The following is a 24,899-nucleotide window of genomic DNA, read 5'->3' on the forward strand; positions in this document are numbered from 1 at the left end:
AGTCACTAATAAGAACGGAACAATCCATGAAGAATATCTGGAAGGCATTCTGCGCGCTCGCGTTTGTGGGCATGATGAGTTTGCAGGCGCACGCTGAGGAAAAAAACATAGTAATGGGGACCATGTCTTGGGAGGATTTGGTGCCCATTACCGGCATTACCAAGAAGGTACTTGAGAACGCTGGGTATACCGTAAAAGTCGTGGAGTTTTCCGAGTGGGGTATCGCCTACGCTGCACTCAGCAAAGGGGATATTCAGGTGTTGGCATCCCAGATTGATTACGCCGCTGCCGATTATTGGAAAAAGAACAAGAACAAGATCGAGAAGCTGTCACCGGTCTCCTTTGGTCTTTATCAGGGCATGGCAGTGCCCAGTTACGTAGACATCGACTCCATCGAACAGCTGAATGCAAACGCGGACAAACTGGGGAACAGAATCATTGGTATTGAGCCAGGTTCGGGTTTGATGAGTGACGCGAACAACGTGGTCAAAGCGTACGACATCAAGCTAAAGCTGGTCGAAGGCAGTACTTCGGCCATGACCGCGGCTTTAAAGTCGGCAGTCGACCGAAAAGAATGGGTGGCGGTAACCGTCTGGGATCCTTCCTGGATGACCAAGAAATTTGATCTCAAATTCTTGAAAGATCCAAAAGGAATCTTCCCGCCATTGCAGGGTTATTACTGGATCGGGCACAAAGGCTTCGCTGAAGCCAATCCGCGTGCGCGCGAACTGATGGCCAGCGTTTATGTACCCATCACCGACATCACCGCAATGAATGCTGAAGTCAAGGATGGCAAGACCATGGACGAGGCTATCAAGGGCTGGATAGATAGCCATACAGATCTTGTAAATCGTTGGGGAAATATCAAGAACTATTGAGTTCTGTTTGTTTGCCACTGCCGCCCTTTGATTAATTAAAGAACCCAGCAAACAACTGGTTCGATGGATTGCGAAATGACGATGGCCACAATTAATACTGACGAAGTGCTGGTAGATTGCCAGTCGGTTTGGAAAATCTTCGGTAAAAATGCACCGGCAGCCATGGACGCGGTTGTCCAGCAGGGTCTTTCAAAGACCCAGATCCTGCAAAACCATGGCTGCGTGGTCGGGGTTTCCGATGTCAGTCTCCAGGTTCGCCGGGGGGAAATCTTTTGCATCATGGGTTTGTCCGGCAGTGGCAAATCCACCCTTATAAGGTTGCTGAACAAGCTGATCACCCCGAGCTCGGGGAAGGTGCTGGTCAAAGGCAAGGACGTTTCATCCTTGTCGCCGGCACAACTGCGAGAGGTGAGGGCGCGTCACATCGGTATGGTCTTTCAAAGCGTTGCCTTGCTGCCTAACCGTACGGTTCTTGAGAACACCGCGTTTGGCCTGGAAGTGCAGGGTGTGGGCAAGGCTGAACGTTACAAAGTGGCCGAGCAGGCGCTAGCAAAGGTTGGATTAAGCGAGTGGACTTCACGCTATCCGAGCGAACTGTCAGGCGGCATGCAACAACGGGTCGGACTGGCGCGTGCACTCACAGCTGACCCAGAAATAATTTTGATGGATGAGCCGTTCAGCGCGCTTGATCCGCTGATTCGCCGACAGTTGCAGGATGAGTTCCGCCAGCTGACCAAGGAGCTGGGCAAGTCCGCGGTGTTTATTACACACGACCTGGACGAGGCCATCCGCATCGGTGACCGCATTGCGATCATGAAGGATGGCGCCATCATTCAGGTTGGCACCGCCGAGGAAATCGTGCTCAACCCGGCTGACGACTACGTGGCGGAATTCGTCGCCGGTATTTCCCGATTGCATCTGGTCAAGGCTCACTCGGTCATGACGTCTGTCCAGGCCTACAAGGCTGCACAGCCGACTTGCGATATTTCCAGGCTCACTCAAACCTCGCTTGACGCCGATATTGATGAACTCATCAGCTTGACGATGAAGTCCAAGCGCGACGGGCTTGCCGTCGTCGATAACGGAACAGTGGTCGGGATCATTACGCCTCGTGATCTGCTGCGTGGCGTACAAGGTATTCCCAACGAGTTGGTGCCAGTACCAACCGCCGGTGCGATGGAGGCGTCCGCATGAGCACGCCGGATTTTTCTAGTCAGTTTGATACCTCCATTGATACAGGACTGGAATGGCTTTCGGACAATGGCGAGTTCGTGTTCGATGCCGTCAATGCAGTGCTGAAGGGCATTTACGAAGGTGTGCTGTGGTGTGTCGCCTATCCACCGCACTACGTTGTAGCGATTGTCATGGCGTTGATTGGCTGGCGTCTGGCTGGCGTTCGCTTTGCAATTCTTGCAGGTATGGCCCTGTTGTTTTGCGACGTCATCGGCTTGTGGCCAGAGACAGTCAGCACGCTTGCCCTGGTACTCACAGCAACTGTCCTGGCACTGGTTGTCGCCATTCCGCTGGGGGTCATTGCCGGTCTGGCGCCGGCCTTTGATCGCGTGGTTGATCCTTGTCTGGATTTGATCCAAACGATGCCGCCCTACATCTACCTGCTACCGGCCATTGCACTGCTCGGCTATGGCCCTGCCACGGCGCTGTTGGCGACTTTTATCGTCGCGCTTCCCCCTGCGCTACGACTGACCTCGCTGGGTATTCGCATGACACCCAAGGAGTTCATCGAGTTGGGAGATGCCAGCGGCGTGACTGGAATGCAGATGTTTTTCAAGATCCGCTTACCGTTCGCCATGCCCAGCATTATGGCCGGTGTCAACCAAAGCCTGATGATGGCGTTCGGTATGGTCGTCATCGCCGGCATTGTGGGTTCGGGCGGTTTGGGCGAGGCGATTTACGGTTCCATCCGTACGTTGGATATCGCCAAGTCGATCAACGCGGCCATCGCTATCGTTATCCTGACCATGATCCTGGATCGTCTGGCGCAGAGTGCTGCACAGGCGCGGGTGAGGGCTTCCCAATGACAACGCACATTCAGTTTTCTCCAGGCGATTACCTGGCTCCCGCCGTTGATTGGCTGAACACTAATTTACATGGATTGTTCAAAGGGATAAGTCAGGTCATTGAGGCGGTACTCGGTGCAGTGGAGGGGGCGCTGCTTGCTCCCCATCCGTACTTGTTCATCGGTATTGTCGTCGTTGCGGCCTTCTTTTTTGCCAATAAACGAGTCGCTGTTTTCGCTGCGGTGATGTTGGCTTTCTGTTTGTTCGCTGGCCTTTGGGTCGCGTCCATCCAGACGATTGCGCTCGTCAGCGTGTCGGTCCTGATCTCTGTTGCCATTGCTTTCCCGCTGGGGGTTCTGGCCGCCCGGGTGAAGCGTGTAGATGAAGCGTTGCTGCCGATTCTGAACATCATGCAAACGGTGCCGCCCTGGGTATACCTGATCCCCGCAGTGATGCTGTTCAGCTTAGGACGGGTGCCCGCGATCATCGCAACGATTGTTTACGGCATCCCGCCGATGCTCAGATTGACGACTCTGGCCTTCAAGCAGTTGCCCAAGGATCTCCTTGAGTTGGGCCAGGCGTCCGGTGCTTCACCTAAAGACATTCTGTTCAAAATTGAACTGCCGACTGCTGCACCCACACTGTTGGTAGGCCTGAACCAATGCATCCTTATGTCGCTGGCGATGGTGGTGCTGGCAGGTTTGGTGGGGGCGGGCGGTCTGGGGGCTGAAGTTACCCGTGGCCTCTCCAGGATGGAGATGGGATTAGGCCTTCGAGCGGGCCTGGCAATTGTCGCTATTGCGCTGCTGTTGGATCGACTGTCACGGGGCGCGTTACAGCGTCACTCCCCCAGCAAACTCCTTTGAAAGGGCATCAGTATGAGACGCAGCTTTTTTTGCATTGATTCGCACGCGTGCGGCAACCCGGTTCGGGTTGTAGCGGGCGGAGCACCGCTGATGCCCTCCGTATCGATGGCGGAGCGTCGCGATATTTTCGTGCGTGACCACGACTGGGTACGCACCGCATTGATGTTCGAGCCTCGGGGGCACGACATCATGTCTGGCGTCATTGTTTATCCATCGGTACGTGATGACTGCGACTTCGGTGCGCTGTTTATCGAAGTCAGTGGCTGCCTGCCGATGTGTGGAGCGGGCACCATCGGATTATCGACCGTGGTCATTGAAGAGGGCTTGGTGACACCTCGTGAGCCGGGAAAACTGGCGATTGAAACACCGGCGGGACGGGTCGATGTCGAATACACAATGGGCGGCGAGTTTGTTGAGTCGATTCGCTTGTTCAACGTAGCCAGCTACCTGCACAGCGCCGATGTGGTGGTGGAAGTACCTGGAATTGGTACGTTTACGGTGGACATCGCCTACGGCGGGAATTTCTATGCGGTGGTCGAACCACAGGAGTGCTGGACTGGATTCGAAGGGCAGACGACGGCTGACATCGTGGGGATGAGCCAGAAGCTGCGCGCAGCGCTCTCGGCCATTTGTGACCCTGTGCATCCAGAGAACAGCAGAATCAGTGGTGTTCATCACGTCATCTGGTGTGACAAACCACAGAGCAGAACCGTGCATGGCCGCTGTGCAGTGTTCTACGGTGATAAAGCTATTGATCGTTCTCCCGGCGGTACCGGTACCTCGGCCCGGATGGCTCAGCTCTTCGGAAAAGGTCGGCTGAACGTCGGCGACGTTTATCGACTCGAAAGTCTGATCGGTACAATCTACGAAGGAAAAGTGGAGGCGTCGGTAAAGGTCGGAACCTTCGACGGCATGAATCCAAGTGTCAGCGGCTGGGCTGAGGTGATAGGTCACAACACTATTTTCGTCGATGACAAAGACCCTCTGGCCCACGGGTTCCAGCTCGCATAAACAGTACGGTCACGGCGCCAGCGATTGATTCTTCGCAAGCGCAGATTCAACCGTGGTTTGCACAAAGGCTGCGTTCGTCAGCGTAAAGAAGCGAGGCGTAAAGTGATCGAACGACGAGATTTCAGCGGGTGTATGAAAGGTAAAAACCTGCGCTATCTGGAAGAGACTCGTAGTGAGCCGACGGCTCATGCTCGGGCAGGATTTTTATTGCTCGAACACTTCTCGTTGCCTGCATTTACGCAAGCGCTCGATACGATTGTCACTGCCAACCTTTTGCGTCCTACGTTGTTCTCTTCACGTACCTTCGGGTTGCAGGACGGAGAGGTTACCAGCGACCTTGGCCTGATCATTCGACCGGATGCGCGTTTGGACATGGCAGCACTCAAAGACCTTAATTTGCTGGTCATATGCGGCGGCTATCGCACCGAACTCAAAGTCAATCACGAGCTGATCAGCATCCTTAAAACGGCATCAGAACTTGGTATCACCCTGGCCGGGCTGTGGAATGGGGCGTGGTTTTTGGGCGTGTCAGGTTTGCTTGAGGGGTATCGTTGTGCGATTCATCCCGAACACCGCCCTGCGCTCGCAGAAATTTCAAAAGTCACGCATGTCACCAGTGAAGCATTTGTCATGGATCGAGACCGGCTCACGGCTTCGAGTCCGGCGGGTGCTTTTCATATGGCTCTCGAGTGGATCAAAGGGCTGCATGGCAAGGCGCTTGTCGAGGGTATCGAAGACATTCTGTCTTTCGAAGAGTCGCGGTATCGGCGTATCAAACCGACACAGAACATCTCGTTGAGCGCCCCCCTCAAAGAGGTGGTCAAACTGATGGACGCCAACCTGGAAGAACCGTTGCAAATGGACCAACTGGCGGTCTATGCCGGACGTTCCCGTCGCCAAATAGAGCGCTTGTTCAAAGAGCAACTGGGTACCACGCCGCAACGGTATTACCTGGAATTGCGCATTACCGAAGCACGGCGATTACTTCAGCACACAGAGCTGTCTCAGGTTGATGTGCTGGTCGCATGCGGCTTTGTTTCACCGAGCCATTTCAGCAAATGCTACAGCTCGTATTTTGGTTACCGGCCTTCGAGAGAAACACGGCTGGTGAAGTAAAAAAGGGCTGTCGCAAAAATTTTAAGGAGGAGGGCATGACCGAGTTGCGATTGAAGTGCGACCGAACAGAAAATGCTGCGCCCACCGTTGCTGCTAGTCCTGGGGTCGCAAGGCCCCAACTCGGGATCTTCTTATGCCTGCTTTCGATGCTTATCTTTGCGAGCCAGGACGGACTAACCAAGGTGCTTGTCAAAGACTTCCCGGTTGCCCAACTGGTCATGATGCGCTATTGGGTGTTTGTCGTTTTTGCCCTCGGATATGCCGCCTACCAAGGTAGGGGCAAAGAGTCATTTCGCAGTAAGCACCCTTGGCTCCAAATCATTCGAGCGCTGTTAGCCGTGGGTGAAACCATACTGTTTGCAGTGGGGCTACGATATTTGGGCCTGGCCGAAATGCATGCGCTCTATGCCGTATTTCCGCTGATGGCACTGGCATTGGCGGGGGCCGTGCTTGGGGAGTTCATAGGTCTGCGGCGCTGGATTGCCGCCGCCATAGGGTTCACCGGGACACTGATCATCCTTAGACCTGGCGCGGGCGTTTTTGAACTCGCGGCGCTGATTCCCCTGCTGGCTGCTTTGGCGTTCGCGGTGTTCAACGTACTGACGCGCCGGATTAGCCAGCACGACTCCTTTGCTACGAACATGCTCTTTATGGCAAGTGTGGGTGCCCTGACGGTCACATTTGCGGGGCTACCCGCATGGGTTGCTCCGACTCCGGTCCAGGGCCTCTTGTTGGGGATCCTGTCATTGACGGGCGTAGTCGCTCAGATTCTCTTCATTCAAGCACTGAAATACGCAACCGCTTCTACCCTGCAGCCTTTCAACTATGCACTTCTGGTGTTCGCCACTTTGATTGGTGTGATCGTTTTTGCCGAGCGCCCTGATACCTGGGTGGTTGTCGGCGCAGCGTTGGTGATTATCGGGGGGCTGTATGCGATTAAAGCGAAGGTGTGAACGTACCTGAGTGTATGAAGTAATCAATGTGTGGTTGGTTTCCTGGATGAGCACTGCCATAAAAAAGGGCAGCTCAAAGCGGCCCTTTTCCCAACCTACTTCTTAGGCTGCGCTAAACAGCTTGTGCGGATCCATGACGAATTTCTTCGGCACCCCGGCATCGAACTCGTGGTAACCGCGCGGCGCGTCGTCCAGGCTGATCACCTGCACGCCGACGACCTCGGCAATGTTGATCCGGTCCCACATGATCGCCTGCATCAGCTGACGGTTGTACTTCATCGTCGGGGTCTGGCCGGTGTGGAAGCTGTGGGACTTGGCCCAGCCGAGGCCGAAACGGATGTTCAGGCTGCCATGCTTGGCGGCTTTGTTGACTGCGCCCGGGTCTTCGGTGACATACAGACCCGGGATCCCGATATTGCCGGCGACCCGCACCACGCCCATCAGCGCGTTGAGCACGTCGGCCGGGGCCTCGTGCTGCGCGCCGTCATGGCCGTGGCCACGGGCTTCGAAGCCGACCGCATCGACCGCACAATCAACTTCCGGCTCACCGAGCAGGTCGGCGATTTGCTCGTGCAACGGAGTGTCCTTGGTCAGGTCGGCGATCTCGAAGCCCTGAGCCTTGACATGCGCCAGACGCAGCGGATTCACGTCGCCGACTATCACCACCGCCGCACCAAGCAGACGGGCGGAGGCGGCAGCAGCCAGTCCGACCGGACCGGCACCGGCGATATACACCGTGCTGCCAGGGCCGACACCGGCGGTAACCGCGCCGTGGTAGCCGGTCGGAAGGATATCGGAGAGGCAGGTCAGGTCACGGATTTTCTCCATGGCCTTGTCGCGGTCGGGCAGCTTCAGCAGGTTGAAGTCGGCATACGGCACCAGCACGTATTCGGCCTGGCCGCCAACCCAGTCGCCCATGTCCACATAGCCATAGGCACCGCCGGGGCGCGCCGGGTTGACCGTCAGGCAGACGCCGGTGTGCTGTTCCTTGCAACTGCGACAACGGCCGCAGGCGACGTTGAACGGCACCGAGACCAGGTCACCGATCTGCACGTTTTCCACGTCACGGCCCTTCTCGATCACCTCACCAGTAATCTCATGGCCAAGCACCAGCCCGACCTGGGCCGTGGTCCGACCACGCACCATATGCTGGTCGGAGCCGCAGATATTGGTCGAAACCACGCGCAGGATTACGCCATGGTCGATGCGCTTGCCGCGCGGGTCTTCCATTTTTGGATAGGGGATGGTCTGCACCTCGACCTTGCCTGCGCCGAGATACACGACACCACGATTACCAGACATGCTTTCACCTCGCTTTTGTTGTTGTGAGAACACGGCCCTTGTACTGCGAAGGGGCGCGCGGCCTTACAGTGCAGTGGTATATGTCTTGCGTTTGCGCGTGAATGCAGATTGGTTGGAAGTCATCTTCCAACGACGCGTGATTAGCAGTTATCGTATCGATCCTACGCCTGGTATCAGCACCCGGCGAGAGCATTTAGTCCCTGTTGAGTATCTCTTTCCCCTCAATTTCCATGGATTCAGGGCTAACCCCGGACGATAGGAGTAAACGCGATGATTGCGGACTGGACTGGTCAGGTAGCGCTTGTCAGCGGAGCCGGTAGTGAGCGAGGAATTGGTATTGCGATTGCAAAGCGTCTGGGCAGCCTGGGCGTGAGGTTGATTGTCACAGGCAGCAGCGCTCGCATCCATGATCGGGTGGAGGAGTTACGTACCGCAGGATTTGAAGCGCAAGGGCGTACGGCGGACTTGAGTGAAGAGGATCAAGTCCTCGAACTTACCACTTGGGCCGAATCGGTATGGGGGCGAATCGATATTCTTGTGAACAATGCCGGCATGGCCGCCCAAGGTCATCCGGAGCCTTTTGCCGATCTGGCGGACATGAGTGTCGATAGCTGGAATCTTTCAATTGCTCGAAATCTGACAACTGCCTTTCTGTTGACCCGTGGAATTCTGCCGGGGATGCGTAACAGACGCTACGGTCGTATCGTCAATGTCAGCTCCACGACTGGCACTCGAGCCGGTAATCGGGGAGAGGCGGCCTATGCCGCGGCAAAAGCCGGAATGGTGGGTATGAACATGAGCCTGGCCCTTGAGGTCGCGGGCTATGGAATCACTGTGAATTCGGTCGCGCCGGGTTGGATCGCCACAGGGTCAAGCACTCCAGAGGAAGAGAATGCAGCGAAGTATGTACCGGTTGGCAGGGCTGGTCGCCCGGAAGAAGTGGCTGCTGCCGTTACGTTCCTGGCCTCACCTGAGTCCAGTTACATTACCGGCGAGTTGCTGGTGATCGATGGTGGCAATTGCCTGATAGAGAACAAAGCACCCAAGTAATCAATGCGGGCCCGACGCGAAATTTTGCAGCGGAGGAGAGTAAGTGACTTCCTCCGTCGCAAGTCGGGCTGCTTCGATCAAAACGGCAGTGGCAGTTTCGCCGTGCGCCCCCCATCCACCACCAGCACCTGACCGGTGATGAAGGCCGATGATTCGGAGGCCAGGAAAACGACTGTCCCGCCAACATCCGCCGGCAATCCGGTACGCCCGACCGGGTGAAGACGCAGGAGTGCCTGGCGCGCCGCACGCGGATCAGCTTGAGCGGCGAGGTATGCATCACTCAGCTCGGAATTTATCCACCCCGGAGCAATGGCATTGCAGCGAATACCATCTCGGCCGAGATCGATTGCCAAGGCTCGGGTCAACCCATGGATGCCCGCCTTGGATGCACAGTACGCGGCATGTTCAGGGTTGGCGCCTATCCCTTCGATCGACCCGATGTTGATGATGCTGCCACCGCCTCGCTGACGCATCTGGGGCACCAACGCCTTGCACAAGAACGCTGGTGCTCGCAGATTGACAGCCATCATGCGATCCCAGTCTTGTTCGGTCATATCATCAATGGATTTTTCGAACATGAACCCGGCGTTGTTAACCAATACATCGATTCCGCCAAGCTGCTCCTGGGCGAACTGTGCAATCAAATTCGGTGTCTCCATCGAGGCGAGATCAGCCTCGACGAAATAGACTTGAGGGTGATTTCGCAAGTCGTCGTCCAGTGCCTGGCGCTGAGCGATCAACACGCAAGCTCCCGCCTCAAGCAATTGTTCGGTAATGCCTCGGCCAATCCCTCTGCCGCCCCCGGTCACCACTACATTTTTACCTTTGAGCATCGCTACCTCTCCTTAGCCGGACACCGGCTTGGCGCCTGTGACTTCTACCGTTTCGCCGGCGATGTACCTGGCCTCGTCGGACGCCAGAAATGCGATGACATCCGCAATGTCTTCAGGTTCGGCGATACGGCCTAATGGCACGCTCTTGTTCAGTTCTTGCACGGCTTTGTCCGGATCCAGGCCGCGACGCTCAAAGCCGCTGCGTATCATCGGGGTGTTGATTTCGTGCGGGCAGACGGCATTGACGCGGATGCCCAAGGGGGCGCAATCGCGGCCCAGATTCTTGGTTAAAGCCGCGACGGCCCCTTTGCTTGTGCAATACGCCACGTGGGCGGGGCCGGGATAAATGCCCCAGACAGATGATGTGTTGACGATTGCGGCACCCGGGCGATTTTTCATGTGCGGTATCGCGGCACGGCAGATGAAGAACACCGCGTTCAGGTTTACGCCCATGGCGTCAAACCACATGTCGTCAGTGGTTTCCTCAATCGAGCCGCGGGGAATGATGCCCGCATTGTTCAATACGATGTCGATCCCTGCAAAAACATCAACGGCAGTTTGGACAATCGCTTCGCAATATTCTTTACGGCGTAAATCGCCTGCCACGTAGTACACTTCGGCGCCCAAGTCACGAACTTTGGCTGAGATTGATTTGCAACCGGCTTCATCAAGATCAGACAAAACAAGCTTTGCGCCTTCTCGGGCGAACAATAATGCTAACGCCTGTCCGACACCGCCGGCAGCGCCGGTAATGACCACCACTTTATTATTGAATTTCATATGGCAACCTACCTGGTAGTTTTTTGGCGCAGCCATTATTTAATTTCAAAGGATCGCAGCGTCTAGCAACTTTTTTACTGGACCAAAGATAACGTGGCGTTATCAAAAAATTCTGATTCGAGCTTTTGGAGTCACGCTCGGGCCGGTCGGTGTGGGGCAAAATGTAGTTTTGCCGCCAGCCCGGACCCTGCGAAAACAATGAACATTTGCATAGCGGGCGGTACGACAGAGCGCCAGCCGCTCATAACGTGAAGTCATCATTTATGTATCTAAAATATCATTATGGTCAGGGGGTACCAGCTGCTAAGGTTTTCTATAAGTAGGAAGCTACAAGCTTGCAGTTTGCAAGCCTCATTATTTTTACTGGTATCACTTAAGGCGTTGAATACACAGAGTTTAAGCGCCTAATGAATAAGAAAAAATTAACGCCAGTGAAGCTTTTTCGTTTGCGCGCGCAGCAAACAATCTATTGGCAAATCCGACGACAAATAAAAATCGAAGACAGGTTGCATAACCCTCAAACGACTAGGAGAGCCGAATGACGTTTACATTACCCAAGACCATGCACGCTGTGCTTCTGAAGGGGCATGGGGGTACAGAGCAACTGGAGTATCGAACAGATGTGTCAGTGCCTCGCCCTGGTGTCGGCGAAGTCTTGATAAAAGTTGGCGCTGCTGGAGTCAACAACACTGACATCAACACGCGTATTGGTTGGTACTCCAAACAAATAACCGGCGATACAAATTCGGGTGGCGCTTCCGGATTCGCTCAGATCGACACTGAGGACGCATCCTGGTCTGGTGTTCCGCTCAAATTTCCGCTGATCCAGGGCGCCGATTGCTGCGGGCGCATTGTTGCGGTTGGCCAAGGGGTGGACGATTCTCGAATCGGTCAGCGGGTACTGGTACGGAACATGCTGCGAGCCCCTGTTGAGAATCGGCCGTTCGAGTGCTGGACTTACGGTTCGGACTGCAATGGGGCTTTTGCGCAGTTTACAGTTGCGCCGGCAGCGGACACCTGGCCGGTGAACAGTGATTGGAGCGATATCGAGTTAGCTTCTATCCCATGTGCCTATTCAACCGCCGAACTTTTACTCCAGCGTGCAGCCGTCAATGGTGCTGACAAAGTACTGATCACCGGTGCAAGCGGCGGTGTGGGATCGGCTGCGGTCCAGTTGGCAAAATGCCGCGGCGCCGAGGTAATTGCGATTACCAGCGCAAGCAAGGCGGATCAAATTCTGTCTCTGGGCGCCGATCGCGTTATTCATCGAGACGCAAACTTAGTTGAGGCGCTGGGTGAAAATAGCGTCTCCGTGGTGCTGGATCTGGTGGGCGGGAAAGACTGGCCCGCACTCTTGCAAGTGCTCAAGCGGGGTGGTCGCTACGCTGTTTCGGGTGCTATTGCTGGCCCAATCGTCGAACTGGATCTAAGAACGCTTTACTTGAAAGACCTCACATTTCATGGCTGCACTTTCCAGGAGGATGCAGTTTTCGAGGAGTTGATCAGTCATATTGAACACGGTCGTATTCGTCCCTTTGTCAGCAACAGTTATCCATTGTCCGACATTGCCAAGGCACAGAATGACTTCATAGAAAAGCGTTATGCGGGAAAACTGGTATTGGTGCCACCACAGGAGAGTGTTTGTGAAGATCATTGAAATTGAAGTTTATCAAGTCGATCTACCCTATGCTGGCGGCGTTTATAAGCTGTCAGGCGGCCGTACTTACACAAGTTTTGACTCCACGATAGTGTGTATTCGCACAGACACTGGTCTTGAAGGCTGGGGCGAGTCGACGCCTTTTGGCCCAAACTATATTGCAGCGCACGCCCTGGGTGTGAGAGCGGGTATCGCCGAAATGGCGGACCTGCTTATTGGCCGGGATCCCCGTCAGGTTGACCGTATCAACGATCTCATGGACAGCACCTTGATGGGCCACCTTCATGCGAAAGCTGCGATTGATGTGGCCTGCTGGGACATTCTGGGCAAAGCGGTCGGGATGCCGGTTTGTGAACTGCTGGGGGGCAGTACAGGACTGTCCATGCCGATTATCGACTCCACCTATGCCGGCGATCCTGAAGACATGCGACGTCGAGTTGCTCAGACTCGTAAGCAAGGATACCTGGGGCATTCGGTGAAGGTCGGCGCGACACCGGAGGAGGGTGGGCCCGCGCTGGATGCCGCGCGCATTGAGGCATCCCTTGCCGATGCCCGTCCCGAGGAGTACTTCATCGTTGATTGCAACGGTGGCCTGACGGTAGAACATGCATTGCGCATGCTGAAGCTGCTGCCATCCGGGCTGGACTTCGTGCTTGAGGCGCCATGCGCCACCTGGGCTGAGCACATGTCCCTGCGCCAGCGAACCAATGTGCCGCTGATCATGGACGAGCTGGCGACAGATGAAGCTTCGGTGATGCAACTGATCAGCGAGAAGGCTGCGGACGGTATTGGCTTGAAAGTCTCCAAACATGGCGGCCTGACCAGAGCCCGACGTCTGCGCGACATGTGCATGACCTCCGGCTTGACGATGAGCGTCCAGGAGACCGCTGGTTCACAGGTAGCGTTCGCTGCGCTGACTCACCTCGGGCAATCTATCCCACACCGAAATCTGCGCTGCGTGCTTGATACGCGCGATATGTATCCACCGATCACGGCGCACGTCGACATTCCCGTGGTGGATGGCCGTATCCGTGCCCCGCAGACCCCAGGATTGGGCATCACGATCAATCGGGACGTCGTCGGTGAACCCGTAACGGTATATCGCTGAGTTGATCTCCAGCAGCGCGGCGCATGAAGTACTTCGTGCGCCGCGCTTTTTTTTGTGAAATCTGAGCCTTTCCTGCCAGTGGATCGACTCGGGTGCTCGCAAAAGCGCAGCAATCACAAAATATGTTAATCCGGATAAATGTTTTATTGACTAAAGAATAATATCGGGTAATTATTTTCCTGCATCTGCTCTCACGCAGAGTCATTTTCAGGGTCAACCCGATGAGTCAGAACACCGTGCCTTCACTGGCCAGTCATTACGTCGAGACTAATGGATCGTCATTCTACGCGCGCCAGGCGCCTTTGCTTATGCAGGGCTTCCCGGCAGAGCCGCAACGCCGCGTCACCTGGAACAACTGGATGCGCCCACCGTTCAACCAGTGGGGTTTCCGTAATCTGGCGCGCCTGCGTCCCTCCATTGATGTGCAGGCGGGTTCCGGGCCGGTCAGTACTTTACAAGAGTCTCCACAAGCGCTGGATGAGCTGCACTTCGACAGTGAGTGTGGTCTGGGGGTCAGCGTCATCGACCACCTGGTGGCCAGTCAGACCGATGCCTTTTTGGTGATGCAGGGCGACACCGTGTTGTTCGAGCGCTACTTCAACGGCCAGCGGCCCCGAGACCGGCACATCATGTTCTCGGTGACCAAGTCACTGATCGGCACCCTCGGTGAGCAACTGGTCGGTGACGGTGTACTCAACCCAACGTTGCCCGCAGCGTTTTACGTGCCTGAATTGGTGGGCAGCGCGTTTGGTGATGCCACCGTACGCCAGCTGTTCGACATGGCCGTGGGCATCGAGTACAGCGAGGTCTATGACGACCCCAACTCGGAGAGTTCGCAATACGGCTATGCCTGCGGTTTTCAGCCTGCACCTGCGCAGTACGCCCAATTCGAGTCGCTGTACCAGTACCTGCCGTCTCTAAAAAAACGCGGTACCCACGGCGGCTTTTTTCACTACGTGACCGCCACCACCGAAGCCCTGGCCTGGGTCATGGAGCGCGCCTCGGGCAAGGCCTGCGATCAGTTGATGCAAGAAATCTGGAACCAGTTGGGGTGTGAGCGTGACGGCTACTTTATGGCCGACCCCTGGGGGCGCAGCGTCGCCGGTGCCGGGTTCAGCGCCACCTTGCGTGACATGGCGCGTTTCGGCCGCCTGCTGGCCAACGATGGTCGCCAGGATGGACTGCAGCTGCTATCGACCGAGACGGTCGCACGCCTCTTCGCTGGCGCCGATCCGGCGATCTACGCCCAAGACTCCGACTTCTCCCAATGGACCCCCGGCGCTTCCTACCGCAGTCAGTGGTACGTCTTCAACGACCACAGCCAGGCGATCATGGCGGGTGGTATTCACGGCCAATACCTGTTTGTCGATAAGCCGTCCGGTGTGGTGATCGTCAAGCAGTCATCGCTGACCGACGCCGTCAGCCAGTTCGATGCTGACAGCGTGCGCATGCTGCGTGCCCTTGCTGCGCACCTCAGCCACTGAAACGCCCCATAAATACAAGAAGTTTGCGTCCTATTCGCCTGGCTCGGCCAGGTGTTGGCGGCGCTCTGCGCCGCCATTTCACTGCCCTGTAACAACAATAATCACACAGGAGCTTCATATGGTTTCGATGACGCGTTTCTCTCGAGCGCTCTTAGCGTTCGGCTTACCCCTGACCACCCACGTTGCGTTGGCGGGCTACACCTTCGAGGACGGCAACCTCAAGGGTGAGGTCAACTTCAGCGCCGGGGGGGCGACCATTTCCACTCGCAACGTCAACTTTGGCAATGGTCGCGTCGATGTGCGCAGCGGCAAAAATGGCGGCACGAAAATCGACTGGCAGGAGTTCTACGTCAAGCCAGGTATCAAACTGGACTATTCGCTGCAGCCTGACTTTAGCCTGCTGGCCGGCGGCTCGCTGGTGGCGGCGACCACCTTTGGCGATGGCGATGCCGGCGGCTTTACGCGCAGCTCTGATGGTGATGTGGCCGCTGAAGAACTCTACGGAGGTTTCCGCGCCGGGGAATGGACGCTGACTGCCGGGCGCCAGAACTACATGATCGGTACTGGCTTCATCGTCATGGACGGCAACCTTGACCAATTCGATGACGGCGCCTACTGGCTTGGCCCAAGAACCGCCTTCAAGGATTCGGCCCTCCTGGCCTGGGATCATGGCGCGTTGAAGGCTCAGGCTTTCAGCTTGCGAACCGACGACGATCTGGGCGACTTCCGCATGACGGGCGCCAACCTGGATTACAACCTCGACGACCAGGTGACGCTGGGCGCCATGGCGATGAAGGTCGATGCGCTGGGCCCCAAGGGCAGCACGGCCCCTCGATTCCGGGACGGGATGCTGGTGTACAACGTAAGGGCACTCAATGCCAAGGTACCGGGGGTTTCCGCCCTGACGCTCAACGCCGAATACGCGCTGGAGAAAGGCAGCGGCGAGGGCGTCGATTACGATGCCAAGGCTTGGTATGGTCAGGCGGACTATACCTTCAATACCTTGCCCCTGACGCCGGTCATCGGCTATCGCTACGCCAGTTTTTCCGGCGATGACAACCTCACCGACAACCGTCAGAAAGCCTGGGACCCTCTGAGCAAAGGCTTCATCGACTGGAGCACCTGGCTGGTAGGGGACATCGTCGGTAACTACCTGTTGTTCAACAGCAACGAAAACGTTCAGCAGTTCTCACTCAAAACTCACCTGAACCCAACCCTGACCCTCGGTGCGATTCACTATCAGTTCTGGCTGGACGAGAAGAACTACATGGGCGCCCCCGTCAGTGATCGGCGCTTTGCCGATGAGAGCGTGGTTTTCCTCGACTGGACGCCGACTCCGTCGTTCTATACGTCGCTGTCCTATAACTGGGTCAAGCCGCTGGCCGCTGCCAAGCAAGTGTTCGGCGATGATCAGAAATTCAGCGCGCTGGAACTGTACTTCACCTACCGCTATTAAGTGTCGCGAGCCGTCGCGGCCGCGTAGGAGTGTTTCCACCATGAACAAAAATGTACGCAACACCCTGTTGTCCGTTGCGCTGTCGTTGCTGACGGCAGGCGTTTCCCTGGCTGAAGAGCGCACGGTGCGGATCTACAACTGGATCGAATACTTGCCACCGGAGATCCTCAAGAGCTTCCAGGAGGAAACCGGGATACGTCCAATCTACGACGTGTTCGACAGCGTCGAGACGCTGGAGTCAAAATTGCTCACCGGCAACTCTGGCTATGATGTGGTCTACCCCGGCAGCGCCAACCTGAGCCACCTGATCAAGGCGGGTGCCGTCCAACCTCTGGACCGCAGCCAGCTGCCGAACTGGCAGCATCTGGACCCCGAGTTCATGAAATCCCTGGAAACAGTGGGTGATACGGGCAACCGCTACGCTGCACCGTACCTGTGGGGCACCACGCTGATTGGCTACAACGTCGACAAGGTTCAGCAGGTTCTGGGCGCCAATGTGCAAATGAACACCTGGGACATGATCTTCAAGGAAGAGAACCTCGCCAAGCTGGCCAGTTGCGGTGTCGGTTTCCTCGATGCAGCCAACGAGATCGTGCCCATTGCTTTGCACTACAAGGGCCTCGATCCCAACAGCCAGAAGCGCGAGGACTATCCGCAGGCTCAGGCGGCGATGATGAAAATTCGCCCTTACGTCACCTACTTCAATTCGTCACGCTACGGCATGGACTTGGCTAACGGTGACATCTGCGTCGCCGTGGGATGGTCGGGCGGCGTGGCGCTGGCCAAACAACTGGCCGATGCCGCCGGCAAAGGTGTTCGGGTGGCAATGGCGTTACCCAAGGAAGGTGCGCCGATGTGGTCAGATGTAATGATGGTGCCGACTAACGCCCCGCACACCAAGGAGGCCCACGAGTTCATCAATTACATCCTGCGCCCGGATGTGATCGCCCGGATCAGCAACAAGATCGGTTACCCCAACCCGAACAAGGATGCTACCGCGCTGGTGAACGCCGACATTCGTAATAACCCCAACATGTATGTACCGGACGAAGCGCGCAAAACCCTGTTCGCTTTACAGCCCATGCCGCCAGCCGTGGAGCGGATCCGCACTCGTACCTGGACCAGCATCAAGACCAATCAATGATCATCGTGGCCCGGCGTTTTTTTGCCGGGCTCGACAGGAGTGTTTGCCATGTCTGAACCAGTGGAGTTGATGGGCGCGGAGCCTCACCTGCAACGGGTGCTGACCCTGCGCGTCGATATCGGCCCTGGGCAGATGCTGGGGGAGAGCGTCGAAGGAATGCGTTGCAACTACCCTGTTCTCGGGGGTGATTTCGAAGGGCTGGACTTCAAAGGTCAGGTGCTGGTCGGGGGCGAGGATTTCTTCCTACTGCGCCCTGACGGCGTCGGTCAACTGGACGCACGCTACAGCTTGCGCACTGACGAGGGAGAGTTGATCAACATCCGTAACGTCGGTCTGCTGAACATGACCGAATACGGTCGTCAGCTGGAGCGTCAAGGCCAGTGGCCGATTCCTGAGTCGGAGTACCACTGCACCTGCACGCCGGTGTTTCAAGTGCCCAAGGGGCGCCTGGACTGGCTCACCCGCGCAAGCTTTATCGGCCTGGTGCATTACCCCAACGCAAGCCAGGTGGTGATTCGCTGTTACCGCTTCTATTAATGCCCGAGATTCACTTCTGCTGTTGAGTACTGCCTCTGTTAACCCTTGTCGCTGGCGCGCATCGCCGGTCGGACGCGTGTGGATGACAGGCAGCGCAGCGGGGTGTGACGGGCTCTTCTTCTGATCGGCGACAGGCATGTCGCCATTTTTTTGTGTGGACGCTCGGCACAGGAGACGCGCCATGTTTGTCACTTTACGAGCCAGAATTATTGTACTGGTCGGGCTATGCCTGACACTGCTGGCCTTGGCCCTGATCGGCACCGCAATCAAGGAAATGAGTGGCTTGAGTCAGCGCGCCGAGGGGCTGACCTCTACCAGCATGACCCAAGCTATCGAGGAGCGTGTGGCCGAGTCCGTTCGTTTCCAGTCCTCTGGCGTCCAGGTGTTTTTCCGCGATGCCCTGCGCGTCGGTGAGGCCTCATCAGCGGAGGTCATGCGAATCATGTCGCTGAGCCGTAGTGGGGCGCTGACACCAGAGCACGCCCGGGCCTACATCACCGGACAGTTGCAGGCCAGCTTGCAAGCCCATCCGGCGTTTATCAGCACTTATGTCGCCTTCGTGCCCAACGCTTTCGACGGGCAGGACGCGCGCTTTGCCGGGCAGAGCGAACTGGGCAGCAACGAGCTGGGGCGTTTTGCACCGGTCTGGTTTCGCATGAGCGGCGGGCAGTTGGAGCAGGTCACGGTGCAAGAAAAAAGCATTGTCGACGACAAGCCCATGGCCGACGGCAAGGCGTCCCGCACCTGGTATGACTGTCCGCTACGAACGACGCAACCTTGTCTGCTGAATCCCTATCTTGATGATGCCTCCGGCAGTCCGATTCTCATGACCTCACTGACCCTACCAGTGATTGATCACGGTCGCGTGGTGGCGGTGCTGGGTATCGACATTCAGTTAAGCCAGATTCAGGCCGTGGTCCTGGCTGCCAAAACAGGCTTGCCGGGGCAGGGCGGGGACGTGTGGATTGTCAGCGCCTCTGGACTGGTTGCTGGCAATACGCTGGACAAGGATGCACTGGGCGGTCAATTCAAGGAACCTGGCGTGGAGTCTTCCGCATTATTGCCAGGACAATCACGACCGCTGCAGGATTTGCTCGTCAATCAGACTTTCTCACCCATTCCCGGGGCTGAGCCCTGGCGTATTGTCGTCAAGGTCCCCTCGGAGCAGTTGTTCGCACCGCTGCTTAAGTTGCACGAAGCGATGAATGAGCACCTGCTCGCGGCAGTGCAAAAGGAGGTGCTGATAGGCTTGGCGCTGATGGTTTTTGGACTGGTGGTGATCTGGCTCGCGTCCCTGAACATCGTACGACCACTGCGGGCAATGTCGCTGATGGCCGACGATCTGGCGCGTGGCGAAGGCGATCTGGTCAAGCGCCTGGACTATGCCCGTGCCGACGAACTGGGCGGCGTGGCGAGCGGACTAAACGCTTTTCTTGATGTGTTGCAGCCTATCGTCACCCGGCTAAAGGGCTCGATGACAGAGTTGCGGGCGGCGGCGGCCAGATCTGCCCAAGGCAGCACCGACAACTTGCAAACCATGGAGCGCCAACGCCAGGATATCGATCAGGTCGCGACGGCTATGTACCAGATGAACCTTTCGGCGCAGGAGATTGCTCGCAATACCGCATCGGCATCGGAAGCGACGGGGACTATTTTGCAGACCATCGACGACGGCACCGGACTGATCGAAAGAACCACCCAGATAGTTGCCCGTCAAGGCGAGGACCTGGCCAACGCCAACCGTCAGGTCACGCAGCTATCCCTCAAGAGTGAAAAAATCGGCGGCGTCCTCAACATCATCCGCGACATCGCCGAACAGACCAACCTGCTGGCGCTCAACGCAGCGATCGAGGCTGCACGGGCCGGTGAATATGGTAGAGGGTTCGCCGTGGTGGCCGATGAGGTACGCAACCTGTCCAGCCGTATTCAGGACTCGATTCAGGAAACGCGCTTGATTATCGAAGACCTGCAGCAGGATACCGTCGTCGTAGTGCATTCGATGACTCTGAATCAGAATCTTGGCCAGGAACTGGCGGCGCTGTTTGGAGCGTTAGTCGAATCGCTGTACGGCGTCGGTGAAGGCATAGGTCGGGTGGCTCAGATGAACGTCCAGATTGCCAGCGCAGCCGAAGAACAGAGCGCGGTGTCGGAGCAGATCAACAGTTCGGTCGGTCGCATCCGGCAGCTCAGCGAGGACATGACGGTCAGCGCGGGTAAATCGGCGCAGGAGATCGCCGATGTCAGTGGGCAGGCCACTGAGCAAGGACGTTTGCTGGAGCGTTTCAAGACCTAAGATGAGTGGTACTCGGTTTTCTGGCTGATCATGCCAGCCACGTGTCTGGGCTATCGCGCACAGCCAGTCTCAAAGGAGACTGGCGAGGTCCAGTCGCTCAAGGGATTGAGCATCCAGATCCAGCTGCGTCGAACGCGCCAGGCTATTCAGTTGCTCCAGGTTGGTGGCACTCGCAACGGCAGAGGTAATACCGGGTTGGTGCATGACCCAGGCCAAGGCGATTTCCGCAGGTGAGACCTGCTGTTCCTGCGCCACCTGATGCAGAACGTGCAAAATGCGCATGCCGCGCTCATCGAAATACTTTTCCAGGTCGTCGCGGCGAGCACTATGAGTCAGGTCATTCAGGTCTTTGTATTTGCCACTGAGGAAACCCGAGGCCAGGCTGAAGTAAGTCAGGACCTCGCAGCCCTCGGCCAGGGAAAAAGAACGCAACTGCTGTTCGAAGTCATGGCGATCATAGAGGTTGTACTCCACCTGAAGGGAGGCGTAATGGGGCAGGGCGTGGCGATCGGCAGAGGATTTGGCGGCCTGTAGATCTTCCAGGGTGTAGTTGGATGCGCCGATCGAGCGAACCTTGCCGCAGGCGATCAACGTGCTGTAAGTCTCCAGGGTTTCCTCGTGTGCTGTCGAGAAATCCGGATAGTGGGAGAAGTACAAATCGATGTAATCGGTTCGCAGTCGACGTAGCGAGTCATCCACGGCTTGCAGGATTCTGCCTTTCGAGAGCCCGTGCTGATGAGGCGAGAGTTCGGCCCCGACCTTGGTGATAATCTTCACTTCACTGCGTCGGTGACTGTTCTGACTCAGCCATTTGCCAATGATGGCTTCCGACTCGCCGCCGCTATTACCACTGGCCCAGATGGAATAGGCGTCTGCGGTATCAAAGGTGTTGATGCCGAGCTCAAACGCAGCGTCGAGTAGCTTCAGCGAATCGTGTTCGTTGACGGTCCAGCCAAAGACATTGCCGCCCAGCACCAGGCGAGAACTCTCCATCGTAGAACTGCCCAAATAGTCTTTTTTCATACCGGTCCGCCGTTCGATTTAGTAATCAGCCCTCTGATGTTTGGTGTTCAGCCAAACACCTCGCGAGGTGATTGCAGCTGTGTGTTTTCTCAGGCCCGCATGCCGTAAAACAGCAGCTCAGTGATATGCCTTACCTGAGCGGAGTGGGCCTCGACATCCGGTTGCTCCTGGTTGACCAGCCTGAACAACTGCAGGTGTGAATAGTCGTTCAACAGGAAAGCGGCCAAGTCGACGTTGAGGTCGGCGCGAAGTTTTCCGGCCTGCTGCAATTCTCTCAGCAACCCACTGATTTCAGCCCTGAGCGCATCGTTCATGGCGCGATAGCCTTCGGGCAACCCGTTGTCGCCGCCAAACAATATCAGTGGCAATAGTTCACGCCAGAGGCTGGGGTGCATGACCTCCAGTGCGTAACCGGTCAGCCGTCGTTCCAGGTAACACATGGCGTCGACCGGATCCTCAATGTCAGGGATCTGGCTGCGGGTGTCCTTGAGTGCGCGCTGGTCGGCGTCGTGCAGGATTTCCAGAATGATTTCCTGTTTGTTACCGAAGTACTTGAACACGGTGGGCGCCGACACCCCAGCCTGGTTGGCGATCTGTTCGATGGTGGTGTTCTGGAAACCCTGGCGCTCAAACAGTTCGATCGCTGCCTTGCTGATGGCCTGGCGTCGTTCGACTTTCTGACGTTCACGTAGTCCGCTCACGGGAAATCCTTGTCGCTATGAATAAGGGGGGCGGATGTCGCCCAATCATTCATGCAAAATACTTAATCGAGTAAAATTTTTAAAGCGCTAATTTCTGTAGTGCACTCTTTCGTGGGAACGAAAGACTTCGGAGGCGAAATGAATTGTTACCTGGATACCGTTATTCACCCATTTGGGGCGCGCTGGGCCATTTCGTAGCACACGGCAAGTATCACGCCGATCTAAAGATCACCGGTTTTTAAGTCAAAACTCCTTTCCAATTAAGAACTTGAGGCAGTTCTAAGCAGACTGGCACGTTTTCTGCTTTTTTGAATACATGGATAATTGGATACAAAACTGCAAAAGGTGACTTTATGCAATTCGCTCCCACCTACGTTGAACGTCAGCCCCTGACCGCCGAGGAGGAGGCTTACAACTTTCTGCTGGAAGCGATCTGTGGCGGTCGTTACCGCAAAGGCGACCGTCTGATCGCTGAGGACATTGCCGGCGAAATCGGCATGAGCCGGATGCCGGTGCGCGAAGCCTTTCGCCGTCTCGATGCCCAAGGCCTGGTCACCCTGAGGCCTAACCGTGGGGCCATTGTCAGTGGCCTGGATTTCGACGAATTACACGAAGTCTTCGAGATGCGCAGTGCCCTCGAGGGCCTGGCCATCCGCGTGGCCGTGGCCAAGATCGGCGAGCGTCAGCTCGCGGCTCTGGAACGCATGCTGGACGAGATGGATGACTACCGTGACGAAAGCGCCGAGTGGGTCAGGCTTCATCGTGCCTTCCATGAATACCTGTGCAGCCTCAGCGGCCGTCCTCGGTTGATGAAGCAGATCTCGGCGCTGTATTCGCTGATCGAGGCGCCGATGCGGCTGTGGCTGCAACACAGCGAAAAACCCTTGAGCGCTCGCCAGGAACACGCGGTGATCCTTGACGCCATTCGCTCAGGCGATGTCGACCGGGCCGAGGCAGTGGTGCGCGAGCACATCGAGGGCACGGTGCCGGCGCTGATCCAGTTTCTGCAATCGGAAAAATAGAATCGGGCTTAAACCCGACAGTGTTTTGACTTTGAGTACTGCCCCGTTACTAAACAACTGGAGTGTCTCGTCATGCATAAACGCCATATGTTACTTGCCGCTGTATCCCTCGGGCTCTGTGCACAGTGGGCGGTTGCCGCGCCCCAGGTGCCGGAGCGACTGCAAAAGGCCGACAAACTCACTTATTGCTCGGGCATGGATTCACCGCCCTTGGTGTCTTTCGATGAGGCGCAAAAACCCAGGGGACTGACGGTCGATCTGGGATTGGAAATCGCCAAGCGGCTGGGAAGCAAACCGGTGCAATGGCGGGTCATTCCTTTCTCCGGGTTGCTGCCGGCATTGCTCGCCCAGCAGTGCGACATGATCGTTGATCAGCTGTTCGACAAGCCCGAACGGCGGGAGGTGATCGACATCGTCAACTACATGTATTCCAGCCAGTCAGTGGTAGTTCCCAAAGGGAATCCCAAGGGCATCAAAACCCTGGATGGACTGTCCGGGCACAAGGTGGCAGTGCTCAATGGCTCCACAATCAAAACCTTGCTGGACGCCGAAAACGAAAAGCTGACCAAGGCTGGCAAGACCCCAATGAAGCTGGTGGTTTACAACAGTGACACCGACGCCTTTCAGGCGCTGCGCATCAGTCAGGTAGACGCTTACGGTACCACCGTGGAAACCGCCGGTTACTACGCCGCCATGGCGCCCGATCTGTTCGAGGAAGGAGTGCCAGCGTTCAGCCGGATCCTCACTGGCTTGGGAATTCGCAAGGATGATCCGCAGCTCACTGCAGCGGTACAACAGGTCATCAGTGACATGCGTAGCGACGGCAGTTACGTGCAGTTGCTAAGCAAATGGCATGTTTCCAGCGACACACTCGACTGAGGCGAACGCTCGATGAATTTCAATTGGGATGTGTTCTGGCAATACCTGTTGCAGCCCAGCGGGGTGTACCTCACCGGACTCTGGCTGACCTGTCTGATCAGCGTGCTGGCGATGGCGTTGGGCTGTGTGCTGGGGCTGGCGGCGGCGCTGATGCGTCTGTCGCGCAACCCACTACTCAACTTGCCTGTTCGGTTTTACGTGTGGCTGATGCGTGGCACGCCACTGCTGGTGCAGATCGTCTTTCTCTACACCGCATTGGCAGCCGGCGGGATCTTCCGTTTCGAGGACGTGGAGCTGTTTGGCTTGGTGGTGCCAGGCAACATCCAGGCAGCGATCATCTCCCTGGGCCTGAACGAAGGCGCCTACATGGCCGAGATCATCCGTGCGGGCATCGGTGCCGTGGACAAGGGTCAGTACGAGGCTGGGCGTTCGCTGGGCATGACCTTCGCCAAACTGATGCGGCGAATCGTTCTGCCTCAGGCGTTCCGGGTCATCGTTCCGCCGTTGGGCAACGAGTTCAACGTGATGCTCAAGAATACGACCCTGGTCAGCGTGATTGGCGTGCAGGAGTTGCTGCTGAGCACGCAAATGGTCACGTCGGCGACATTCCGGGTGTTTGAACTGTACTTGGTGGTGGCGATTTATTTCCTGCTGCTGACCACCCTCTGGGGTTTCTTCCAGCGTTGGTTGGAAGCGCGTTTCGGACAGTCCGATCGACCCGCACCGCCAGCGGCTGGTAGTCGTATGTTCGGCCGCGGCACGCTCAAATTGCTGAGGGGGCGTTAAGC

General features: G+C 56.7%; 23 protein-coding genes and 1 pseudogene. 19 read left to right on the forward strand and 5 right to left on the reverse strand.

All coding sequences use genetic code 11. The features are described 5' to 3' along the window. Positions 1-26 precede the first annotated feature (26 nt). From EI969_RS07455 to EI969_RS07485, 7 genes are all read left to right on the forward strand, one after another. Entirely contained in the window at positions 27-878 is an 852-nt protein-coding gene (locus EI969_RS07455; RefSeq protein WP_160386880.1) for a glycine betaine ABC transporter substrate-binding protein, read from the forward strand. A 75-nt stretch (positions 879-953) separates the two neighbouring features. After that, the gene (locus EI969_RS07460; RefSeq protein WP_160386881.1) at positions 954-2,072 is read left to right on the forward strand and encodes a glycine betaine/L-proline ABC transporter ATP-binding protein; all 1,119 of its coding nucleotides are present in this window, start codon (positions 954-956) and stop codon (positions 2,070-2,072) included. Next, positions 2,069-2,917 carry a proline/glycine betaine ABC transporter permease gene (locus EI969_RS07465; RefSeq protein ID WP_160386882.1) on the forward strand — a complete coding sequence of 283 codons (849 nt, stop codon included), beginning with the start codon at positions 2,069-2,071 and terminating at the stop codon, positions 2,915-2,917. Before EI969_RS07460 ends, EI969_RS07465 begins: the two co-directional genes overlap by 4 nt. Then, positions 2,914-3,762: a proline/glycine betaine ABC transporter permease gene (locus tag EI969_RS07470; RefSeq protein ID WP_160386883.1), complete on the forward strand. Its 849-nt coding sequence runs from the start codon at positions 2,914-2,916 to the stop codon at positions 3,760-3,762. Before EI969_RS07465 ends, EI969_RS07470 begins: the two co-directional genes overlap by 4 nt. Before the next feature lie 12 nt (positions 3,763-3,774). Further along, complete coding sequence (locus tag EI969_RS07475) at positions 3,775-4,773, forward strand: 4-hydroxyproline epimerase (RefSeq protein WP_160386884.1); 999 nt, start codon at positions 3,775-3,777, stop codon at positions 4,771-4,773. A gap of 102 nt (positions 4,774-4,875) precedes the next feature. Next, positions 4,876-5,889, forward strand: a complete 1,014-nt coding sequence (locus EI969_RS07480) for a GlxA family transcriptional regulator (protein ID WP_371925891.1) — start codon at positions 4,876-4,878, stop codon at positions 5,887-5,889. A gap of 35 nt (positions 5,890-5,924) precedes the next feature. Continuing rightward, positions 5,925-6,842 carry a DMT family transporter gene (locus EI969_RS07485; RefSeq protein ID WP_160386885.1) on the forward strand — a complete coding sequence of 306 codons (918 nt, stop codon included), beginning with the start codon at positions 5,925-5,927 and terminating at the stop codon, positions 6,840-6,842. A gap of 102 nt (positions 6,843-6,944) precedes the next feature. On the opposite strand, the gene fdhA is transcribed toward EI969_RS07485, so the two are convergent. Further along, a complete protein-coding gene (gene fdhA / locus EI969_RS07490) occupies positions 6,945-8,144 on the reverse strand; it encodes a formaldehyde dehydrogenase, glutathione-independent (protein ID WP_160386886.1) in 1,200 nt (399 codons plus the stop codon). Positions 8,145-8,414: 270 nt separating this feature from the next. On the opposite strand from fdhA, the gene EI969_RS07495 reads away from it, so the two are divergent. Then, on the forward strand, positions 8,415-9,194 hold the full coding sequence (locus EI969_RS07495) for an SDR family NAD(P)-dependent oxidoreductase (RefSeq protein ID WP_160386887.1): 780 nt from the start codon (positions 8,415-8,417) through the stop codon (positions 9,192-9,194). A 77-nt stretch (positions 9,195-9,271) separates the two neighbouring features. On the opposite strand, the gene EI969_RS07500 is transcribed toward EI969_RS07495, so the two are convergent. Together EI969_RS07500 and EI969_RS07505 are read right to left on the reverse strand one after the other, a co-directional pair. Then, positions 9,272-10,027 (reverse strand): SDR family NAD(P)-dependent oxidoreductase, encoded by a 756-nt coding sequence (locus EI969_RS07500; RefSeq protein ID WP_160386888.1) that lies wholly within the window; start codon positions 10,025-10,027, stop codon positions 9,272-9,274. Between the two features lie 12 nt (positions 10,028-10,039). Next, entirely contained in the window at positions 10,040-10,807 is a 768-nt protein-coding gene (locus EI969_RS07505; RefSeq protein ID WP_160386889.1) for an SDR family NAD(P)-dependent oxidoreductase, read from the reverse strand. Positions 10,808-11,345: 538 nt separating this feature from the next. Between EI969_RS07505 and EI969_RS07510 the strand changes: the two genes are divergently transcribed. From EI969_RS07510 to EI969_RS30940, 8 genes and pseudogenes are all read left to right on the forward strand, one after another. Further along, positions 11,346-12,464, forward strand: a complete 1,119-nt coding sequence (locus EI969_RS07510) for an alcohol dehydrogenase family protein (RefSeq protein WP_256678266.1) — start codon at positions 11,346-11,348, stop codon at positions 12,462-12,464. Next, complete coding sequence (locus EI969_RS07515) at positions 12,451-13,572, forward strand: mandelate racemase/muconate lactonizing enzyme family protein (protein ID WP_371925885.1); 1,122 nt, start codon at positions 12,451-12,453, stop codon at positions 13,570-13,572. The genes EI969_RS07510 and EI969_RS07515 overlap by 14 nt, the downstream gene beginning before the upstream one ends. A gap of 221 nt (positions 13,573-13,793) precedes the next feature. After that, the gene (locus EI969_RS07520; protein ID WP_160386891.1) at positions 13,794-15,056 is read left to right on the forward strand and encodes a serine hydrolase; all 1,263 of its coding nucleotides are present in this window, start codon (positions 13,794-13,796) and stop codon (positions 15,054-15,056) included. 118 nt (positions 15,057-15,174) lie between these two features. Continuing rightward, on the forward strand, positions 15,175-16,512 hold the full coding sequence (locus tag EI969_RS07525) for an alginate export family protein (RefSeq protein ID WP_160386892.1): 1,338 nt from the start codon (positions 15,175-15,177) through the stop codon (positions 16,510-16,512). 40 nt (positions 16,513-16,552) lie between these two features. Beyond that, positions 16,553-17,656, forward strand: coding sequence for a polyamine ABC transporter substrate-binding protein (locus tag EI969_RS07530; protein WP_160386893.1), 1,104 nt, complete (start codon positions 16,553-16,555; stop codon positions 17,654-17,656). 48 nt (positions 17,657-17,704) lie between these two features. After that, a complete protein-coding gene (locus tag EI969_RS07535) occupies positions 17,705-18,193 on the forward strand; it encodes a DUF3237 domain-containing protein (RefSeq protein WP_160386894.1) in 489 nt (162 codons plus the stop codon). A 442-nt stretch (positions 18,194-18,635) separates the two neighbouring features. After that, positions 18,636-19,628: pseudogene (locus EI969_RS30935) on the forward strand (HAMP domain-containing protein); the annotation flags it as partial. Between the two features lie 102 nt (positions 19,629-19,730). Beyond that, positions 19,731-20,486, forward strand: coding sequence for a methyl-accepting chemotaxis protein (locus EI969_RS30940; protein ID WP_371925892.1), 756 nt, complete (start codon positions 19,731-19,733; stop codon positions 20,484-20,486). Positions 20,487-20,555: 69 nt separating this feature from the next. On the opposite strand, the gene EI969_RS07545 is transcribed toward EI969_RS30940, so the two are convergent. Together EI969_RS07545 and EI969_RS07550 are read right to left on the reverse strand one after the other, a co-directional pair. Further along, positions 20,556-21,509 carry an aldo/keto reductase gene (locus EI969_RS07545; RefSeq protein WP_160386896.1) on the reverse strand — a complete coding sequence of 318 codons (954 nt, stop codon included), beginning with the start codon at positions 21,507-21,509 and terminating at the stop codon, positions 20,556-20,558. An 89-nt stretch (positions 21,510-21,598) separates the two neighbouring features. After that, complete coding sequence (locus EI969_RS07550; RefSeq protein WP_160386897.1) at positions 21,599-22,210, reverse strand: TetR/AcrR family transcriptional regulator; 612 nt, start codon at positions 22,208-22,210, stop codon at positions 21,599-21,601. A gap of 353 nt (positions 22,211-22,563) precedes the next feature. Between EI969_RS07550 and EI969_RS07555 the strand changes: the two genes are divergently transcribed. From EI969_RS07555 to EI969_RS07565, 3 genes are all read left to right on the forward strand, one after another. Next, positions 22,564-23,232, forward strand: coding sequence for a GntR family transcriptional regulator (locus EI969_RS07555; protein WP_160386898.1), 669 nt, complete (start codon positions 22,564-22,566; stop codon positions 23,230-23,232). A gap of 72 nt (positions 23,233-23,304) precedes the next feature. Next, complete coding sequence (locus tag EI969_RS07560) at positions 23,305-24,111, forward strand: ABC transporter substrate-binding protein (protein WP_160386899.1); 807 nt, start codon at positions 23,305-23,307, stop codon at positions 24,109-24,111. A 12-nt stretch (positions 24,112-24,123) separates the two neighbouring features. Continuing rightward, positions 24,124-24,897, forward strand: coding sequence for an amino acid ABC transporter permease (locus tag EI969_RS07565; protein ID WP_160386900.1), 774 nt, complete (start codon positions 24,124-24,126; stop codon positions 24,895-24,897). The last annotated feature ends 2 nt before the right edge of the window (positions 24,898-24,899 follow it).

This window comes from Pseudomonas sp. PB101, from assembly GCF_009764265.1.
In the GTDB taxonomy this organism is placed as follows: Bacteria; Pseudomonadota; Gammaproteobacteria; order Pseudomonadales; family Pseudomonadaceae; genus Aquipseudomonas.

Excerpts from the sequence above, each read along its gene's own strand:
- fdhA (WP_160386886.1), bottom strand. The coding sequence starts at position 8,144 with ATGTCTGGTAATCGTGGTGTCGTGTATCTCGGCGCAGGCAAGGTCGAG.
- EI969_RS07470 (WP_160386883.1), top strand. The coding sequence starts at position 2,914 with ATGACAACGCACATTCAGTTTTCTCCAGGCGATTACCTGGCTCCCGCC.
- EI969_RS30940 (WP_371925892.1), top strand. The coding sequence starts at position 19,731 with ATGGAGCGCCAACGCCAGGATATCGATCAGGTCGCGACGGCTATGTAC.
- EI969_RS07545 (WP_160386896.1), bottom strand. The coding sequence starts at position 21,509 with ATGAAAAAAGACTATTTGGGCAGTTCTACGATGGAGAGTTCTCGCCTG.
- EI969_RS07555 (WP_160386898.1), top strand. The coding sequence starts at position 22,564 with ATGCAATTCGCTCCCACCTACGTTGAACGTCAGCCCCTGACCGCCGAG.
- EI969_RS07455 (WP_160386880.1), top strand. The coding sequence starts at position 27 with ATGAAGAATATCTGGAAGGCATTCTGCGCGCTCGCGTTTGTGGGCATG.
- EI969_RS07505 (WP_160386889.1), bottom strand. The coding sequence starts at position 10,807 with ATGAAATTCAATAATAAAGTGGTGGTCATTACCGGCGCTGCCGGCGGT.
- EI969_RS07500 (WP_160386888.1), bottom strand. The coding sequence starts at position 10,027 with ATGCTCAAAGGTAAAAATGTAGTGGTGACCGGGGGCGGCAGAGGGATT.
- EI969_RS07530 (WP_160386893.1), top strand. The coding sequence starts at position 16,553 with ATGAACAAAAATGTACGCAACACCCTGTTGTCCGTTGCGCTGTCGTTG.
- EI969_RS07510 (WP_256678266.1), top strand. The coding sequence starts at position 11,346 with ATGACGTTTACATTACCCAAGACCATGCACGCTGTGCTTCTGAAGGGG.
- EI969_RS07560 (WP_160386899.1), top strand. The coding sequence starts at position 23,305 with ATGCATAAACGCCATATGTTACTTGCCGCTGTATCCCTCGGGCTCTGT.
- EI969_RS07535 (WP_160386894.1), top strand. The coding sequence starts at position 17,705 with ATGTCTGAACCAGTGGAGTTGATGGGCGCGGAGCCTCACCTGCAACGG.
- EI969_RS07485 (WP_160386885.1), top strand. The coding sequence starts at position 5,925 with ATGACCGAGTTGCGATTGAAGTGCGACCGAACAGAAAATGCTGCGCCC.
- EI969_RS07520 (WP_160386891.1), top strand. The coding sequence starts at position 13,794 with ATGAGTCAGAACACCGTGCCTTCACTGGCCAGTCATTACGTCGAGACT.
- EI969_RS07495 (WP_160386887.1), top strand. The coding sequence starts at position 8,415 with ATGATTGCGGACTGGACTGGTCAGGTAGCGCTTGTCAGCGGAGCCGGT.
- EI969_RS07475 (WP_160386884.1), top strand. The coding sequence starts at position 3,775 with ATGAGACGCAGCTTTTTTTGCATTGATTCGCACGCGTGCGGCAACCCG.
- EI969_RS07525 (WP_160386892.1), top strand. The coding sequence starts at position 15,175 with ATGGTTTCGATGACGCGTTTCTCTCGAGCGCTCTTAGCGTTCGGCTTA.
- EI969_RS07460 (WP_160386881.1), top strand. The coding sequence starts at position 954 with ATGACGATGGCCACAATTAATACTGACGAAGTGCTGGTAGATTGCCAG.
- EI969_RS07565 (WP_160386900.1), top strand. The coding sequence starts at position 24,124 with ATGAATTTCAATTGGGATGTGTTCTGGCAATACCTGTTGCAGCCCAGC.
- EI969_RS07465 (WP_160386882.1), top strand. The coding sequence starts at position 2,069 with ATGAGCACGCCGGATTTTTCTAGTCAGTTTGATACCTCCATTGATACA.